This window comes from Streptomyces sp. RP5T, from assembly GCF_003933965.1.
Classification (GTDB): domain Bacteria; phylum Actinomycetota; class Actinomycetes; order Streptomycetales; family Streptomycetaceae; genus Streptomyces.
The window spans coordinates 43,136-60,896 of sequence record NZ_RSAJ01000001.1 but is presented as its reverse complement, the minus strand read 5'-3'; the positions used below and the strand labels follow the sequence as shown (position 1 = coordinate 60,896).

12 protein-coding genes are annotated in these 17,761 nt (G+C 71.0%); 2 read left to right on the top strand and 10 right to left on the bottom strand.

The genetic code is table 11. From position 1 onward, the window contains the following. Positions 1 to 31: 31 nt before the first annotated feature. From EHS43_RS00235 to proB, 5 genes are all read right to left on the bottom strand, one after another. A complete protein-coding gene (locus EHS43_RS00235; RefSeq protein ID WP_125188249.1) occupies positions 32 to 1,102 on the bottom strand; it encodes a hypothetical protein in 1,071 nt (356 codons plus the stop codon). A gap of 78 nt (positions 1,103 to 1,180) precedes the next feature. Continuing rightward, positions 1,181 to 1,774: a hypothetical protein gene (locus EHS43_RS00230; protein WP_125188247.1), complete on the bottom strand. Its 594-nt coding sequence runs from the start codon at positions 1,772 to 1,774 to the stop codon at positions 1,181 to 1,183. Between the two features lie 67 nt (positions 1,775 to 1,841). Next, entirely contained in the window at positions 1,842 to 3,128 is a 1,287-nt protein-coding gene (locus EHS43_RS00225; RefSeq protein WP_125188245.1) for a glutamate-5-semialdehyde dehydrogenase, read from the bottom strand. A gap of 102 nt (positions 3,129 to 3,230) precedes the next feature. Beyond that, positions 3,231 to 3,740, bottom strand: coding sequence for a hypothetical protein (locus EHS43_RS00220; RefSeq protein ID WP_260470322.1), 510 nt, complete (start codon positions 3,738 to 3,740; stop codon positions 3,231 to 3,233). Positions 3,741 to 4,092: 352 nt separating this feature from the next. Further along, entirely contained in the window at positions 4,093 to 5,199 is a 1,107-nt protein-coding gene (gene proB, locus EHS43_RS00215; RefSeq protein WP_125188255.1) for a glutamate 5-kinase, read from the bottom strand. Between the two features lie 290 nt (positions 5,200 to 5,489). On the opposite strand from proB, the gene EHS43_RS00210 reads away from it, so the two are divergent. Together EHS43_RS00210 and EHS43_RS00205 are read left to right on the top strand one after the other, a co-directional pair. After that, the gene (locus EHS43_RS00210; RefSeq protein ID WP_125188243.1) at positions 5,490 to 7,535 is read left to right on the top strand and encodes a hypothetical protein; all 2,046 of its coding nucleotides are present in this window, start codon (positions 5,490 to 5,492) and stop codon (positions 7,533 to 7,535) included. Positions 7,536 to 7,693: 158 nt separating this feature from the next. Further along, on the top strand, positions 7,694 to 9,703 hold the full coding sequence (locus tag EHS43_RS00205; protein ID WP_185806064.1) for a hypothetical protein: 2,010 nt from the start codon (positions 7,694 to 7,696) through the stop codon (positions 9,701 to 9,703). Here the strand turns inward: EHS43_RS00205 and EHS43_RS00200 are convergent. From EHS43_RS00200 to EHS43_RS00180, 5 genes are all read right to left on the bottom strand, one after another. Then, positions 9,687 to 10,880, bottom strand: a complete 1,194-nt coding sequence (locus tag EHS43_RS00200; RefSeq protein ID WP_125188239.1) for a glycosyltransferase family 2 protein — start codon at positions 10,878 to 10,880, stop codon at positions 9,687 to 9,689. The two genes, EHS43_RS00205 and EHS43_RS00200, sit on opposite strands and share 17 nt — an antisense overlap. Before the next feature lie 159 nt (positions 10,881 to 11,039). Beyond that, positions 11,040 to 13,115: a hypothetical protein gene (locus EHS43_RS00195; RefSeq protein WP_260470319.1), complete on the bottom strand. Its 2,076-nt coding sequence runs from the start codon at positions 13,113 to 13,115 to the stop codon at positions 11,040 to 11,042. Between the two features lie 150 nt (positions 13,116 to 13,265). Then, positions 13,266 to 14,765 carry a bifunctional cytidylyltransferase/SDR family oxidoreductase gene (locus EHS43_RS00190; protein WP_125188237.1) on the bottom strand — a complete coding sequence of 500 codons (1,500 nt, stop codon included), beginning with the start codon at positions 14,763 to 14,765 and terminating at the stop codon, positions 13,266 to 13,268. 144 nt (positions 14,766 to 14,909) lie between these two features. Then, positions 14,910 to 16,076 carry a hypothetical protein gene (locus EHS43_RS00185; protein ID WP_125188235.1) on the bottom strand — a complete coding sequence of 389 codons (1,167 nt, stop codon included), beginning with the start codon at positions 16,074 to 16,076 and terminating at the stop codon, positions 14,910 to 14,912. A 90-nt stretch (positions 16,077 to 16,166) separates the two neighbouring features. Further along, a complete protein-coding gene (locus EHS43_RS00180; protein WP_125188233.1) occupies positions 16,167 to 17,717 on the bottom strand; it encodes an alkaline phosphatase in 1,551 nt (516 codons plus the stop codon). Positions 17,718 to 17,761: the final 44 nt, after the last annotated feature.

Genomic DNA, 17,761 nt, shown 5'->3' with positions numbered 1-17,761 from the left:
CCTCACCGCAGGCCCCCGGCGGCAACCCGCCTCACACCCGCGGCTGGGCGCTCGTCGCCAGGGAGCCGCACAGGGCCGTCGCGCTGCCGGTGGCGTAGGGGTCCGTTCCCGCTGGGCCGCCGGGCTTCGGGGTCTGGCCGGCCAGCAGAGGGTGCAGACGGTTCGTGGAGTCCTCCGCGCAGGACAGGGGCCCGGCCTGGACGTAGGAGACGACCAGCTGGGCCGTGTGCAGCCGCAGGTCGTCCCGGTCGAACCGGAAGTGCAGCTCGCGCCGGACGGTGAACAGCGAGGTCTGGTCGGAGGCGCTCTTCCCCGCCGCCCGCAACGCGTACACGAAGGTGTGGTCCGCCGTCACCTCCAGCGTCGCCGAGTCCGTCTCGGCCGCCTGGAGACTCCCCTGCACCCGGATCCTGCTGTCGGCGAGCCGCGTCCGGGCGGGGTCGAAACGGACCAGCCATCCGGTAGGCGCGTGCCGCCCGTCGGCGGCGGGGTGGGCGAAACTCTGGTCGAACTGGGCGAGTTGGGCCGAGTCGAGGAGCACCCGCGCCGCGCGGACGTCCGCCCCGGCGAGGACGTCCGGGTCCAGGGCGGACCGCACGATGTAGTCCTTCGCGGTGGTCAGCGCGGACACGACCTGGCTGTCGGAGAAGTGCGCGGTACGGCGGGAGGCCGGCAGCGGTATGCCCTCGGCGCCGATGCGGTACTGCGCGGCGGGGCTGTGCGCGTACAGGTACTCGGCGTCGGGGTGCCCCGGGACCTTCCCCTCGGGCGCCAGCGGGATGACGGTCATCCGCAGCGGTTCGACCGGCTGCGGGATCGCGGTGGTCTGGTAGGGGTGCCGTACTCCCATGTAGATCGCGGTGCCGAAGGCGACGGCGATCAGCAGGACCAGGATCAGGACCTGCCGGGACAGTCCCCGGCGCAGCGGCGGGCGGCGGCGGACGGCGGGTGCGTGGTCGGTCATGCGCTCCCGCGCGGAGTACTCCTGGAGGCGGGCAGCGCGGACGAACGATTCGTCGAAGACGACGGATCGGTACTCGTCCTCACCACCCACGGGGCCGCCCTCGGGAGTCCCCTCGGGTGGGTCTCCTGGCCCTCCCATATCTTCAGGGTAGGTCTCGGGAAGCTCAGGTAAACGCCCCGCCGTGCGACAAGTTCTGACAGGTTCTCACCAGGATTGTCAGGGCGTTCGCGGGACCGCGGAGACGGCTGGCTGGGAGTAGTCGGCGGAAGCGGAGGGCGTCACCGTGCTCCCCTGCTCCAGACCGGTCGAGGCGGGCGGCGGAACCCGGTCGCGGCTGCCGGAGGAGGAGCCCCGGTAGACCGCGGTGAAGGCCAGCGCCACCATGCCGACACCCATGACGAGGGCCAGCATCCAGGCGACGGGACGGTGCCAGCGGACCTGCTTGCCGTAGGTCCCGGGGGCGCCGTAGCGGCCTTCGAGGATCTCGGTGTCGTCCAGGTCGTCGAGTTCGGGATCATGGCCGAAACCGCGGGGTCCGTACGCGTCGTCGTACCGCTCGGCTCTGGGGCGGGCGCGGCGGGCCTCGGCCTCGGAGGCCTCCGCTCTCGCCTGGGCCGCGGCCAGGAGGCGCTCGACGGCGGTCGGCTCGTGCACCACGGCCGCCCGTACGAAGGCCTCGTCGAAGACCACGGAGGCGAACTCTTCGTCCGACACCCCGCGGTCGTGGTCGTCGTCGGGCTCCCAGCCGTCAGGGAACGGCGTGCCCCCCACGTCCTCCGGCACGAGTCCAGAGTAGACCTGGGGGGTCATTTTGGGCAGACGGTATGGAAATTCATCCGCCCTGTGAGACACCTCCCGGACCGGGCAGGGCCCCGGCTCAGCGGCGGATGTGGCCGTCGCCGGTGACGATGTACTTCGTGCTGGTGAGCTCCGGCAGGCCCATGGGACCGCGCGCGTGCAGCTTCTGGGTGGAGATGCCGATCTCCGCGCCGAAGCCGAACTGGCCGCCGTCGGTGAAGCGGGTGGAGGCGTTGACCGCGACGGTCGTGGAGTCGACCAGCTGGGTGAAGCGGCGGGCGGCCTGCTGGGAGGTGGTGACGATGGCCTCGGTGTGCCCGGAGGTCCACAGCCGGATGTGCTCGACGGCCTTGTCGAGCGAGTCGACGACGGCGGCGGCGATGTCGTAGGAGAGGTACTCGGTGTCCCAGTCCTCCAGGGTGGCCTCGACGACGGTCGCCTTGGTGTCCTTCGCGTACGCCAGCACCCGCTGGTCGGCGTGGACGGTCACGCCGGCCTCGGCGAGGGCGTCCAGCGCGCGCGGCAGGAACTCGGGGGCGATGTCCTGGTGGACCAGGAGCGTCTCGGCGGCGTTGCAGACGCTGGGCCGCTGGGCCTTGGAGTTGATCAGGATGTCGATCGCCATGTCGAGGTCGGCGTGGGCGTCGACGTAGACGTGGCAGTTGCCGGTGCCGGTCTCGATGACGGGGACGATCGACTCGGTGACGACGGTCTGGATCAGCGAGGCGCCGCCGCGCGGGATGAGCACGTCGACCAGGCCGCGGGCGCGCATCAGCTCCTGCACGCTCTCGCGGGACTGGCCGGGCACGAGCTGGACGGCGTCGGCGGGCAGCCCGGCCCCGCCCACGGCGTCGCGCAGGACCCGTACGAGGGCGGTGTTCGACTCGTAGGCGGAGGCGGAGCCGCGCAGCAGGACGGCGTTGCCGGACTTCAGGCACAGGGCGGCGGCGTCGACCGTGACGTTCGGGCGGGCCTCGTAGATGATGCCGACCACGCCGAGCGGGACGCGGACCTGGCGCAGGTCGATGCCGTTCGGCAGGGTCGAGCCGCGGACGACCTCGCCGACCGGGTCGGGCAGCGCGACGACGTCCCGGACGTCGGAGGCGATGGCGCGCACCCGCTCCGGGGTGAGGGTCAGCCGGTCGATGACCGTCTCGCTGGTGCCGGCCTCGCGGGCCTTGGCCACGTCCTTGGCGTTGGCCTCGACGATCTCGCTCGTGCGGACCTCCAGGGCGTCCGCGATGGCGAGCAGCGCGTCGTCCTTCTCGGCCCTGGGCAGCGGGGCGAGGTCGGCGGCGGCGGCCTTTGCCCGGTAGGCGGCCTGGGTGACCGGGGTCATGGAGTCGTACGGCGAGAGGGAGGTCATAGGGGAAGGGTAGTGCGCCGCGCGCGGCGGTTCACGGCGCATTCCACACCCCGAGACAAGTCCCGCAGAACCCCCAGACCTCGCAAAGCCGACGGCGGGTCCTCAGTAGGGGTGCACGCCCACGGGTGAGGCCGGTGCCGGGCCGTAGCCCTCGGCGATGCGCTGGTGGTACGTCTGGCGGTCGATGACCTCCAGGCCGACGATCTCCCAGGGCGGCAGGCCCGCGGTCTGCCGGTGCTCGCCCCACAGGCGCAGGGCGACGGCGGCCGCGTCGTGCAGGTCGCGGGCCTCCTCCCAGTACCGGATCTCCGCGTGGTCGTTGGCGTAGCGGCTGGTCAGCAGGAAGGGGTGGTCGTGGGCGAGCTGTTCGAGGGCGCGCCGGACCTCCTTCAGGGGGGCCTCCTCGCCGGAGACGCTGAGGGTGACATGCCACAGCCGCGGCAGGTCCCGGGGCTCCTCCGCCTTGAACCGGTCACCGGCCGCGACGCTCGTGAGCGCCCGTTCCTCACCGCTCGCGACCCTGGTCAGCGCCCGCCCCTCCCTCGTCGCCCGCACGGCCGGCCCACCGGCCTCACCCGCGGCCCTGGCCGAAGATCCACCCGCCGCCGGCATGGCCGGGTCGCCCGTCTCGCCGGCCGCCGGGGCCGGCACGGAGCCCGGGGCCGGACCCGAACCGCCGTCGGTCATCCGCGTCACCGACCCCCCGAGTGGACCGGATCCGCCGCGGGGAGTCGCCGTACCCGCGCGGGACGCCGCCGCCCCAGGGCGCACTCGTCTCACGACGGCCTCCTTCATCACAGGTCGACCCCACGGGTCGGGCGGAATGTGTCCCTGGGACAAAGTTGAGCAGGCCGCAAGAGCTCGTGGGGCGGTTTTGCGGAACGTCCACCTCATGGCGACTGTCTTGGCAGGGCGTTCACCCCGTTTTCGGGCAACCGCGCCCCGTCCGGCCGCCGGGCGGTCCTCAGGGGTGCAGGATCACCAGGTCGTCCCGGTGGACGACCTCCCGCTCGTAGGCCGGTCCCAGCTCGCGCGCCAGCTCCCGGGTGGAGCGGCCGATCAGCCGCGGGATCTCCTTGGCGTCGAAGTTGACGAGCCCGCGGGCCACGGCGTGCCCGGTGCCGTCCCGCAGCTCGACGGGGTCACCCGCGACGAACTCGCCCTCGACGGAGGCGATCCCGGCCGGCAGCAGCGAGGTGCGGCGGTCGACGACCGCCCGGACCGCGCCGTCGTCCAGGGTCAGCGAGCCCTGCGGGGTGGACGCGTGCTGGAGCCACAGCAGCCGGTCGGCGGAGCGCTTGTCGGCGGGGTGGAAGTAGGTGCCGGTGTCACCGCCGGACAGCGCCTCGGCGGCGTGGACCGCGCTGGTCAGTACCACGGGGATGCCGGCGGCGGCGGCGATCCGGGCGGCCTCGACCTTGGTGACCATGCCGCCGGTGCCGACGCCCGCCTTGCCGGCGCTGCCGATCTCGACGCCGGCCAGGTCCTCGGGGCCGCGCACTTCGGCTATCCGCGAGGTGCCCGCCTTGCCGGGGTCGCCGTCGTACACGCCGTCGATGTCGGAGAGCAGGACGAGCAGGTCGGCGTGGACCAGGTGGGCCACCAGGGCGGCGAGCCGGTCGTTGTCGCCGAAACGGATCTCGTCGGTGGCGACGGTGTCGTTCTCGTTGACGACCGGGAGCGCGCCCATCGCGAGGAGCTTGTCGAGGGTGCGGGAGGCGTTGCGGTGGTGGGCGCGGCGGCTCATGTCGTCGCTGGTCAGCAGCACCTGGCCGACGCGGACGCCGTAGCGGGCGAAGGAGGCGGTGTAGCGGGCGACGAGCAGGCCCTGGCCGACACTGGCGGCGGCCTGCTGGCGGGCCAGGTCCCGGGGGCGGCGGCGCAGGCCCAGCGGGGCGAGTCCGGCGGCGATGGCCCCGGAGGAGACGAGGACGATCTCGCGCTCTCCCCCGCTGCGGCTCTTGGCGAGGACGTCGACGAGCGCGTCGACCCGGTCGGCGTCGAGGCCGCCGGCGGCGGTGGTCAGCGACGAGGAACCGACCTTGACGACGATCCTGCGGGCCTCGCCCACGGCCTGCCTTGCCCCTGCCACCTTGTGTCCTGTCCCCTCGCGCACGTGATGGGTACCTCGTCCGCAATGTACGCGAAGGGGACCCGGCGCCGCGCATCCGTCCAGTCCCCGGACCCGGTACCGGACGCCTTCGGGGGCGGTTCCGGTTCCCGTTCCGAGAAAAACGGAATTACACCCTCCTGTTAATCGGAAGTGAATTCTTTCCGACCAGAAGATGTACAACCATTCATCACTTCCTCGTGTCGAACTGGCCGACATCAAGGTCATCGCCGCTCAAGAAAGCCCTGCCCATGACGATCCGTCGGTTGTGCGCCGTCCTGCGCGTTCGCGGGAAAGCCGAACTTCTCCTGGTGATCCTTTTCGCCGCCGGTTTCGCGGCGCTGCCCGTTCTGGCACTGCTGCCGTCACTGTGGGGCTTCACGGCGGCGTGGGCCGTGACGTATCTGACCGACGAGGCCCTGCACGCCAGGGCACCGGGGTTCGTGCGGCGTCTCGCGACCCTCCAGCTGAGCCGCACCATGCGGTTCGCCGTGCGCACGGTCATGCTGCTCGCCCTGGCCGACCGGATGGCGGCGCCGGACGCGGTGCTGGTCATCGGGCTCGCCGCCCTCAGCGCCCATTTCCTGCTGGTGACGATGTATTCGGCACTGCACCACGCGATCCGCAGACGCCGCGTACTGCCGGTGATCGTGCGCAATCTCGACATGAGCGGGATGGAAATCCCCGAGCGCCCGCCCGCCGGCCTTTACCGGCGTTTCCTGCGCAAGCTGCTCCACCTCGACCTCGCGGCCCACACGGGACTGATCATCGCGCTGGCGACCGGAACCTGGTACGCGGCCTACGTCGGTTACGCGGTGACGGTCGGTGCCGCCGCGGCCGCCCTGACGGCCCTGCTGGGGCGGTTTCGCGCGGTGCGCCTGATGCCGGATCGGGACGCGGTGATCGGCGAGGTCAACCGCCGGCTCGACGCGTACCGGCCCGAGGTGGCCCTGTACTTCAGCTTCGCCGCGGTGTCCCGGGACTTCATGTACCAGGTCAACATGTGGATCGAGACGCTGGAGCAGCTCGACCGGCGCCCGGTGATCGTGCTGCGCGAGCGGGCCTCGTTCCGCTTCCTGGCCCGCACCCGCCTCCCCGTGGTCTGCGTGCCCAAGGCGGACGACCTGGCCGAGCTGGACCTGTCCGGTGTCCAGGTCGTGCTCTACCCCGGCAACGCGGGCAAGAACGTCCACATGCTGCGGATCGCCGAGGCCAAGCACGTCTTCATCGGCCACGGCGACAGCGACAAGCTCGCCAGCAGCAACCGTGTCAGCAAGGTGTACGACGAGATCTGGGTGGCCGGACGCGCGGGGCGGGACCGCTACCGGCGGGTGCGGCACGCCATCAGCGACGGGGCCATCGTCGAGGTGGGCCGCCCGCAGCTGGCCCCGGTCCGCTCGCACACCGAGCACCTGCCCGGCCCGGTGCCCGTCGTCCTGTACGCGCCCACCTGGGAGGGCTGGAGCGACGACGACTGCCACACCTCCCTGACCCCGATGGGCGTACCGCTGATCGAGAGGCTCCTCGCGGAGAACGTCCGGATCATCTACAAACCGCACCCGCTCACCGGCAAGCGCTCGCCCGAGGCGGCCGCCGCGGACCTGGCCATCAGGGAACTGCTGAAGCACGACGACGAAAAGCACGCACAGAAGGACACGGAGAAGAACACGGAGAAGAACACGGAGAAGGACGCGGAGAAGGACGCGGAGGCCGCGAGAGGCCGGCTCCAGGAGATCCGGGCCCGGCTCGACGAGATGTCCGGCCGGCACGAGGGCGACGACGCCCAGCAGATGAGGGACGCGCGGGTCCCCGACGGGGACGGGACGGCCGAGTGGCAGGAGCTGCGGGACGAGTGGCACCGGATCTTCTGGGCGAGCCGGAGCGGCGCCCGGCACCACGTGATCCTCGAACAGCTCCCCACCCTGTACGAGTGCTTCAACCAGGCGGACCTCCTCATCAGTGACGTCTCCTCGGTGGTCGCCGACTTCGTGGCCAGCCTCAAGCCGTACGTCCTGACCAACGCCCAGGACCTGTCCGACGAGGAGTTCCGGGCCGCCTACACCACAGCGGGCGGCGCCTATCTCCTGGACCGCGCCTGCACCCGGCTGCCGGAGATCCTGCGCTCGGTCCGCGAACCCCTGCACGACCCCATGGCCCCGCGGCGTCGCGCGCTCAAGGAGTACGTGCTGGGTCCGGACAGCCCCACCTCGATGGAGCGGTTCAACGCGGCCGTCAACGCCCTGGCCGACCGGTCGACGGCGGAGCGCGCCGAGGATCTCCTGGCCCCGCTCGCCTGACCGCACCCCGCGCATTAGCACCTTCCGGGCACGGAGGGCGGAGGACACGCGCGTGTCGTCCGCAGGCCACCCCGCGTTAACCAAGGCGTCCGTCTCGCGACGACCCTGGAGTGTCCCCCGTGCGAAAACGCCTCCCCCACCTCCGGTCCGCGCTGCGGCTGCCGGGCCGGCAGACCGTGACGAGAGTGCTCGTCGCCGCCGTCCTGGCAGCCGCCGTCGTCGCCCAGGCCGCCGCGGCCCTGCGTCCGCACGTCCCGTTGCTGCTCGCCGCGACGGCCGCCTCCCTGGCCGTCGAGGGCGTCCTGCACCGCTGGCAGCGCGGCATGGTGTCGCTGTTCGCCAAGTCCCACGCGGACATCACCGTGCGGCACGTGCTGCGCGACCTGCTGCTGGTCCTCGGGCTGCTGCGGCTGGCCCCGGAGGACGAGGAGACGGCGTACACCGTGCTGGTGGCCGGCCTGCTCGCCTGTTACGCGCTGCACTGCGCGATCCAGGCGGCCTCCGTCCTGGTCCGCCGCACCCGCACCCTCCCGGTGCTCACCCGCAACGTCGACGCCTCCGCGCTCCGTCTGACCCCGGCCCCGCCCGCCCTGCTGCGCCGCCCCGGCCCGCGCCTGCTGGTGCACGGCCTGCCCGCCACGACGGGCCTGCTGGTCACGGCGGTCACCGGTGAACCCCGGTACGCGGCCCTCGGTATCGCGGTGTCCCTCGGGCTCGCCCTCGTGGGCCTCGCCGGCCTTCTCGTACGACTGCTGCCGAGCCGGCGTCCGGCGGGCGAGCAGGAGGTGCTGGACTGGTTCGACGCCTGGCTCGCCGAGTACCGGCCCACCGTCGGCCTGTACTTCTCCGGCGGGGCCTCCTCCGCCTACCAGGCCGACATGTGGCTGGAGCCGCTCGCGAAGCTCGGCGGGAAGCCGGTCATCATCCTGCGCGAGCGGTTCATGATGCAGAGGATCGCCGCCACCGACGTGCCGATCGTCTGCCTGCCGAAGGTGTCCACGCTGCTGCGCCTGGAGCACTCCACCCTCCAGGTCCTCATCCACCCCTCGAACTCCGGCAAGACCTCCCAGGTCCTGCGCATCCCGACGATCAAGCACACCTTCGTCAACCACGGCGAGAGCGACAAGCTGTCCTCGTGCAACCCGTACGCGAAGGCCTACGACGAGGTGTGGGTGGCCGGTCCCGCGGCCCGCGAGCGGTACGCGGCGGCCCAGGTCGGCGTCGAGGACAAGGACGTCGTGGAGATCGGCCGCCCGCAGCTGGACGCCGTCCGGCCGTACGAGGGGCCGCCGGCCGGGACGTACACGACCGTGCTGTACGCCCCCACCTGGGAGGGCTGGGACGGCAACCCGGGCAACACCTCGGTGATCGAGGCCGGGGAGAACATCGTGCGGGCGCTGCTGGCGGATCCGGGGGTGCGGCTGCTGTACAAGCCGCATCCGCTGACCGGGTCGGTGGACCCGCGGGCGGGCGCGGCGGACCGCAGGATCCGTGAGCTGGTACGGGCGGCGAACCGGCAGCGGACCGGTGAGCGGCCCTCAGATAACGGGGAACTGTCGAGCAGGACCCGGGAGTTGGACCGGCTCACCACCGCCTCCTTCCGGACCGCGGCCGACTCGGTCGAGCGGATGCTGCTGCAGTCCACGCCGGAGCCGGGCCGCGCCGAGGCGGTGGCCCGGGCGACGGCCGCCTGGGAGCGGGCGTACTGGGCCTCGCTGCCGGAGGGGGAGCACCGGGTCGTCACCGACGCCCGGCCCACGCTGTACTCCTGCTTCAACCGGGCCGACCTGCTGATCAGCGATGTGTCCAGCGTGGTCAGCGACTTCCTGGCGAGCGGGAAGCCGTACGCGGTGGCGAACACCAGCGGTCTGAGCGAGGCCGCGTTCCGTGCGGCGTTTCCCACGGCGGGGGCGGCGACCGTGCTGACGCCGGACGCGGTGGGGGTGCCCGCCCTGCTGGACGCGGTGCGGCATCCGGAGCGGGACGAACGCGTGGGCGCCCGCGCCGAGCTGAAGCGGCGGCTGCTGGGGCCGGACGAACCGACCGCGCAGGAACGGTTCGACAGGGCCGTTCAGGCGTTGTGCGCGGCGGCCCGCGAGCGGCGGCTGCCGGGACAGCGGCAGGAGGAGACCGTGTGCGCCTCCGGGACGCTCACGCTGCCGGGGTGAGCACCCTGCGCGCTTTGCGGACCGCCCGCCGCAGCAACTGGTCGACGCCGACCTCCCGGTAGCCCGCGACGTGCCGGGCCTCGCGCGGCTCGGCCAGGTAGAGGGAGTCGGGCAGGCCGGCCGACCGGTCGCGGAAGAACGGGTAGGCGAAGTACACCCGGCGGCCGCCCTTCTCCAGCACCGCCCGAGGGGTGTCCTTCGTCCTCATGAACTCCAGGACCTCCACCAGGAGATCGGGACGGCCCATCGCCACCAGCTGGAGCCGCAGCCGCTCGTGGACGCGGAGGCGGTGGGCCACCTCACCGGTCCAGTGGGCGTCCATCAGCGGCCTCGCCAGCTCCAGCTTCTCCCGGCGGAGCGCCTCGGTGTCCGTCAGGAACGTCGGGCCGAACTGCGGGAGCAGGGTGACGAGGAAGGGGCGGACCATGAGCGCGTCGCGCCGCGCGCCCGGCGGGACCATGTCGGCGATCAGGTTCATCAGGGCGCGCGCGGAGTCGAAGCGCGGGGTGTGGCCGCCGGTCTTCGTGACGTGCTTGCCGTCCTCGCGGCCCACCAGGTAGTAGCAGGTGTGGTCGGCGATCACGGAGACGCCGTCGGCCCGCAGATAGGCCTCCATCGTGAACAGCGCGTCCTCGCCGGTCCACAGGGACTCGTCGAAGCGGATGCCGTGCCGTTCGAGGAACGTGCGGCGGAACAGCTTCTGCGCGCTGAGCGTGAACTTGATGGTGGAGGAGAAGACGTCGGTGCGCTCCAGGGTCTGCCCCCACATCGACGTCGGGGGCTTGCGGTTGACGCCCTCGACCCGGCCGAGGACCACGTCCGTGCCGTTGCGGTCGGCCATCGCGACCATCCGCGCAAGGGCCTCGGGGCCGAGCCGGTCGTCGGCGTCGAGGAAGAAGACGTACCGCCCCCTCGCCTTGCCCAGACCGACGTTGCGCGGGCCGCCGGGGCCGCCGGAGTTGTCCTGGCGGATCACCGTCACGTCGAGGCGGGTGCGCGCGGCGAACTCCTCCAGGTACTCCCCGGTGCCGTCGGCCGAGCCGTCGTCGACGGCGATGACCTCGATGCGCGCGGGCCCGATCGTCTGGGCCTCGACGGAGGCCAGACAGGCCACCAGATACGGCATCGCCTCGTAGGCCCCGATGACCACGGTCACATCAGGCTGCGCAAGGGTCACTTCTCCCCCAGTAACGGTCTGTTTCCCCGGACCCGCTCAGGGGCGATCCCTGGACGGCGGCCGGGGGAACGGGTTGGTTCCGGCACTGGGACATACGCAGAAAGGGCCCGGCTTTCGGGATCACCCCCGAAACCGGGCCCTTTCTTTACGAAGGGGAGGTCAGGCCTTGGTCGTGGCCTCCGCCGCGGAGGCCGCCGCCCGTGACTCCTGGCCGACGTTGCGCGCCTCGGCCTTGATCGCGAGGTTCGCCACCGCGGTGTTGAACTGCTCGATGGAGGTGGGCTCGTCCGGCCCGAGCAGGTACTGCTTGAGCTCCACCCGGTCCTCGGCCATCGGGTCGGTGGCCGGGTCACGGACCGCGTCGAGCAGCTCGCCCAGCTCGGTGGCCCTGTTGGACAGGATCGTGGCGGCCCGCACCGCGGTGTTCTGCCGCTTGAACTCCTCCGCGCCGAGCTCGGCGGAGTCGGTGACCGCGTACGGCTTGCCGCTCGCGATGAAGTCGGAGACCACGCTGGAGATGTCGGAGACCATCGCGTCGGAGACGTTGAAGCAGTCGTACAGCCGCGGTTCGGCGCCGGTGATCACCCGGTGCTCCCACACGGGGAAGGAGCGCCAGTAGGCGTCGTTCCACTCGCCGCGCAGCCGGGCGATCTCCTCGTACTTGGCCACGTCGACCACGCCGTCACGGGTGGCCTCGGCCTCGTCGCCCTTCTCGGCTCCGCTGCCGGCCAGGGTGGCGAGCCGCGCCTCGATGCGGGCGAGCTCGGCCTTGGCGGCGGCCGACGCGCTCGCGTCGGCCTTGAAGCGGGGGTCCGTGGCGCGCTCGGCGGTGGCCTTCTCGATCAGCGCGGTGACCTTCTGGTGCGCGGCACCCGCCTTGGGCAGGACCGTGCCGGTGAAGGGGTGCGGCTTGTAGAGGACACGGACCGGCGGGTCGGCCTTCAGCAGCTTCTTCACGATGTTCTCGCCGGCCAGCATCAGCGAGGTGTTGCCCGGGTTGCCGTCCCAGCCCTCCCAGGTGGGGGCGTAGAGCACGGTCGGGCAGTATCCGTCAGCGGCTCCGCCGCGGGGGCCCTCGGGTACGCCCTGCCCGTTCTGGATCGGGGCCAGCTGCGGGCGGCCCACCTCGACGATGTCCTCGTCGCGGACACCGACGTCGGCGATGGCGTAGCGGTCGCGGCCGGCCCGGCCGGCCACCCACACCTCGTCGTACGCCTTGCTGAACGGGTTGACGCTCGCCAGCTTGTCGCTGTCGCCGTGGCCGATGAAGACGTGCTTCATGGTGGGCACGCGCAGCAGGTGGATGTTCTTGCCGACGTTCGCCGCGTACAGCGCGACCCGCACCGAGGACAGGTCCATGTTCATCAGGTGCACCCCTCCAGGCACGCAGATGACGGGGACCGTGGTGGGCGCGAGGTTCTGCAGGATGACCCGCTCACGCAGGATGATCAGCGGCCGGGACTCCAGCTGCTCCATGGTCTCCAGCCACATGTTGACCTGGTAGGCGGAGTCCTTGGAGCCGGAGAAGTAGAGCACCGTCTCCGGCTGGTAGTCGCGCAGCCAGTCGTCGACCTTGGCGAGGACCTTGTCCGCGCTCGGCGGGACCTTCTTGCCGCGCACGTACGGCATCAGCGCGAGGACGTACAGGGAGCCCAGGACTATCGTCACGCCGATGCCGATGAAGCCCGGCAGCGCGGAGTCCAGGGCGGCGGCGACGAGTATGCCGACCACGGCCGCGAGGTCGAGGTGGAGCATCTTCTCGGCCGACCGGTTCAGCAGGCCCATCGGCGGGGCGTCCGGGATGCGGACCCGGGAGGCCAGGTCGACGTTGCGGGTGGCGACCGGGAGCCGGCGGCGGTTGCGGATCAGGGTGACCAGCGCGCCGTGCGGGGCCTGGAGGCCGTAGAACGCGATGAAGCAGGCGGTGGCCCCGTAGAAGATCAGGTTGTTGGAGAGGTCGAGCCGGGCCAGCAGCAGGATCAGCAGGAGCTGTCTGATCAGGAAGCGGATCGACAGACCGGCGCGCACCTTGCTGAGGCGGTTGATCAGATAACTGCCCTGGCGGTGCAGATAGTGGTCCGCAAGGTACGTGACGGCGGTCGCGGCCGCGAAGGCGGGGACGCTCGGGACGAGCGCGGCCACCATTATGGCGGGGTAGCCCGCCAGCATGAGGACCGCCGCGGCCAGTTCGGCCGCGCTGCCCACCCGGGCGACGCGAATAGCGGTGCTTATCACTGAAAACCTGCTCTGGGAGGGATGCCGGTTGTTTACGAATTAACGGTGCTTGGGGCTGCAGAACCTTGCTTACGGCTTCAGGCCCCTGTGAATGCGCCAGGAACGGGCAGCCACAGAGGCCTGAATTTACCGAAAACTAATTGTCCCTGATTATGCCACGCCGTCCTGACGGTCCAGCACACTGGCGAGGGCCTGCTCGAAGCCGGAGGCCTGGCCCGCGGAGGCCGTCGGGTCCTGCTGGCGGACGTCGATGACATGGCCGGTCAGCTCGGAGAGCAGCACGTCGAGCGAGGTGCGGGCCACCGCCTCGGAGGACAGCAGGCTGCCCGCGGGCTCCTGGCCGAAGGCCTTGGTCCGCATGGGAGTGGCGGTGCGCTCGGGGTTGATGCAGTTCACCCGGACGCCGTCACCCGCCCATTCGTCGGACAGGGCCTGCGTGAGGTTGACCATCGCCGCCTTGGTCGAGGAGTACAGGCTGTACTCGGCGCGGCCGCGGGTGTAGCTGCTGGAGGTGTACAGCAGCAGCTGGCCCTTGGTCTCCGCCAGGTACTTGTAGCTCGACCGCGCGATCTGCACCGGGGCCAGGTAGTTGACCTTCAGCGCCTCCTCGATGGTGGCGTTGTCGGTCTCGGCCAGCTTGCCGATGCGCAGCACGCCCGCGGTGTTGACGACGTAGTCGATGCGCCCGGTCTCGGCGTACGCCTTGGACAGCGCGTCGTCGACCTCCTCCGGGTTCTCCACGTGGGTGCCGGTGGTGGAGCGGCCGAGCGCGTACACCTTGGCGCCGTAGGACTCGGCGAGTTCGCCGATGTCCTTGCCGATGCCGTAGGAGCCGCCGAAGACCACGATGGTCTTGCCGGTGAGCAGCTCGCGGTAGGCCTCGTCGCCGACCTGCTCGGGAGCGGCGGTGGAGGCGAGCTGGAAGAGCTTGTCGGCGATGAAGACGTCGACGGGCTGGGTGACCTTCATGTTGTACTCGTCACCCGCGACGACGTGGATCGGCACGTCCGGCAGGTACTTGAGCACGACCGAACAGTCGTCCGTGGCCTGGAAGTTGGGGTCACCGGCGGCGACCTCGTAGGCGCGCTTGATGGTGGACAGCTTGAAGGCCTGCGGGGTCTGGCCGCGGCGCAGCCGGGAGCGGTCCGGGATCTCGGTGATGAACTCGCCGTCGTCTCCGTGCTTGCGCGTGACGATGATGGTGTCCGCGGACGGGATGGCCACGTCGACGGCCTGGTAGCGCTCCAGGGCGGCCACGCAGTCGTCGATGACGCGCCGCGAGAGCAGCGGGCGCACGGCGTCGTGGAACAGGACGTTGAGGTCCTCGCCCTCGGCCAGGCCCTCGCCGAGGGCCTCGATGGCGCGCTCGGTGGTCTCGTTCCGGGTGGAGCCACCCTCGATGATCTTCTTGACCTTCGTGAACCCGGCCTTGGCGACGATCTTCTCTATGTCCGGGACGTAGCCCGGCGCCATCAGGACGATGATGTCGTCGATGGAGTCGGCCTTCTCGAAGGTGGTCAGGGTGTGCTCGATGACTGCCTTGCCGGCGATCTTCAGCAGCTGCTTGGGGATCGAGAGACCCACGCGCTGACCGGTACCACCGGCCAGGATCACTGCGGTGGTACGGGGCTTGGCGATGTGCTGGGACACAGAAGACCTACCTCGGGGCGACAGGGAACGGGGAAATGGTCCCACTTGCGGTTACCGCTGTGCAAGGTGACCGCCGTTCACTGCATATGTACGCGCTACCTGTCATTCATCTTGCACTGCCGGTAACGGTGACGGCACAGGAGTTCAACGCCGGCGCAGCTTCTTCAGGCACCGGTGACCAAGTACCCGCACCAGTTCCCTCGACGGCGTCTGGTGCACGGTACGCGTCCTGGCCGCCGAGGCGAGCGCCCCGTACAGCGCCTGGGCCGCGACCTCCGGGGAGATGCGCGGGGCGGGGATCCCGGCCGGCGCGGGCGTCTTCGGTACGGCGGAAAGGAGACCCGGATCACCGACGATCCGCACCCCCGAGTCCGTGATGTTCCGGACGATCTCGGCACCGATCCCGGCAGCGGCTTCCACGGCCCACTCCGGAGTGAGGATCTTCACGTCCTCGGGCGAGGGGCTGCACGCATTCTTCATATGCATGACGGCGCCGTTGCGGACGAGCCTGGAATACAACTCGTCGGGCAGTCCATTGCCGCGGAATTCCTTGTTAAGATTCCGCAGCATTTCGGTCTCGGCGAGGGTGAGAGAGCGATTCGCGGCATCCGGCACGGGCCGGAGGAGATTCTCGGGAAGCCCGAGGAGCTGTTCGAAAGTGCGCAGCAGACCACCACGGTCGCGGTCGTCGACCACGACGACGGTGACCCGCTGCGGACCGACCGCCCGCGCCCAGCGCGCCACGAGCCGGTCGTGCCGGTGCCGGCGCCAGAAGCTGGGGTTGGGCTGCTCGTACGGCGCCTTGCGCAGCATGTGGGTGAGCCAGTCCTCGTAGCCCATGCGCAGCCCGTTCTGGACGTACTGCTGCCACTGCGAGGGCATGATCCGCGCCAGCGGCCGGAGCGTGACCAGCACGTGCACCCTCTCCCGCCCGCCGAGCTGCTCGACGATCCGCGCGATCGTGTCGTCGTCCTCGGCGTCGGCGAAGAACTCGCTGCTGATCACCGAGGTCTTCCCGCCGGTGGCCCCGACCCTCTCCAGCAGCCGGGTCCAGTGCTTCTCGGTGGGTGCGGTGTCACCCATCATCGCGGGCCTCGCGCACGCGGCCAGGACGGCTTCCATGGGGTGTCTGCTGTGCGCCGGGAAGACGACACCGTGCTCGGGCAGCAGGTCCTTCGCCGCGAACAGGGCGCCCTGGATGGCGGTGGTGCCGGTCTTGTGCGGGCCGATGTGCAGCAGACGCGTACCCGCGGGCAGGGCGGCGGTCACGCCGCGCACCGGAAGGTCGTCGCTCTTACATTCCGTCTCCATGGTCAGAGGACGGTAAGAGACGTGCCTGAGTGTTGCCTGAGAGGAGCCTGGGGCCGGGATGAGGACCCTGCCCCTCTCAGGCAGTCCGCGCTACGCGGGCCGTACCCCCGGCTTGCCCGCCTCCACCCGCAGCTGCGCCAGCGTGCTCGCCGTCGCCTCGGGCCTGACCACCGTGTCCACGGCCCGGACCTGCGCGTCGATGCCGTGCCGGTCGATGTCGAAGAGGTGGTAGCCGCGGTGGGCGTCGATGTACTTCCAGTGCGGGTTGTCGGCCATCAGCGGGTCCCACTGGGCATGGAAGGCGGCCTGGTCCTGGTCGCCGTTGCTGGAGATGGACGTACCGACGAACTCGGCGCCGACGACCCGGGAGTCCGGGTCGGCGTAGTCCTCCTTGAGGTCGCTGATCATCGTGAGGTGACGGTCGCCCGAGAGCACGACGGGGTTGCGCACGGTCCTGAACTCCTCCAGGAGGGCGTTGCGTTCGACCTGGTAGCCGTCCCAGGCGTCGTAGTACCAGAGCTTGCCCTCGCCGGGCAGGATGTCGGTCTCGGCCATCATGATCTGCGAGGCGATGAGGTTCCAGCGGGCCGGTGAGCCGTGCAGCCCGTCGAGCAGCCACTGCTTCTGCTCGGCGCCGAGCATGGTGAGCGCGGGGTCCTGGGCGGCGGCCTGGCTGGTGACCTGGTCGCTGCGGAACTGCCGGGTGTCGAGCACGTTGAGCCGGACCAGCCGGCCGAACTCCAGGCGCCGGTACATCTGGATGTGCGGGCCGTCGGGGACGGCGGTGGCGCGCACCGGCATGTGCTCGTAGTACGCCTGGAAGGCGGCCGTGATGCGGGCCACGAAGGCATCGTGCGGCTGCTTGGCGGGGTCCTGCGGGATCTCGCCGGCCCAGTCGTTGTCGACCTCGTGGTCGTCGAAGGTGACCACCCAGGGCGCGTTCGCGTGGATCTCGGCGAGGTCCGGGTCGGTGCGGTACTGGGCGTACCGGTTGCGGTACTCGACGAGGGTGTACGGCTCCCCCGTGCCCTCGTGCCGGCGCGGCCCGGACGACGACGGAGCCGACTCGTAGATGTAGTCGCCGACGAACAGCACGACGTCGGGGTCCTGGTCCAGCATGTCGGCGTAGGGGGTGAAGTAGCCGTGCTGCCAGTTCTGGCAGGAGGCGAGCGCGACCCGGAGGCTGCCGCCGGAGCTGTTGCGGGCGGGGGCGGTGCGGGTGCGGCCGGTGCGCGAGAGCTGTCCGTCGGCGCGGAAGCGGTACCAGTAGGTACGGCCCGGGCGCAGGCCGCGTACGTCGACGTGGACGCTGTGTCCGAAGGCGGGCAGCGCCTGGGCGGTGCCGCGGCGGACCACCTTTCTGAAGCGCTGGTCCTCGGCGAGCTCCCATTCGACCGGCACCGCTCGGTCGGGCATGCCGCCGCCGTTCAGCGGGTCCGGGGCGAGCCGTGTCCACAGCACGATGCCGTCCGGCAGCGGGTCTCCGGAGGCCACGCCGAGGTTGAACACCCCGTCGGGCAGCGGAGGCTCCGCCGCTCGCGCGGTGCCCGGCAGCCACAGCTGGGCGGAGGCGGCGGCGCCGAGCACGGCTGCGCCGGCGGTCAGAAAGCGGCGTCGGCCGGGTGATGCTGCTCCGTACATGGGCGAACTCCCTTGCGTCGCTGACCTCTTGGGCACCCTGGAAG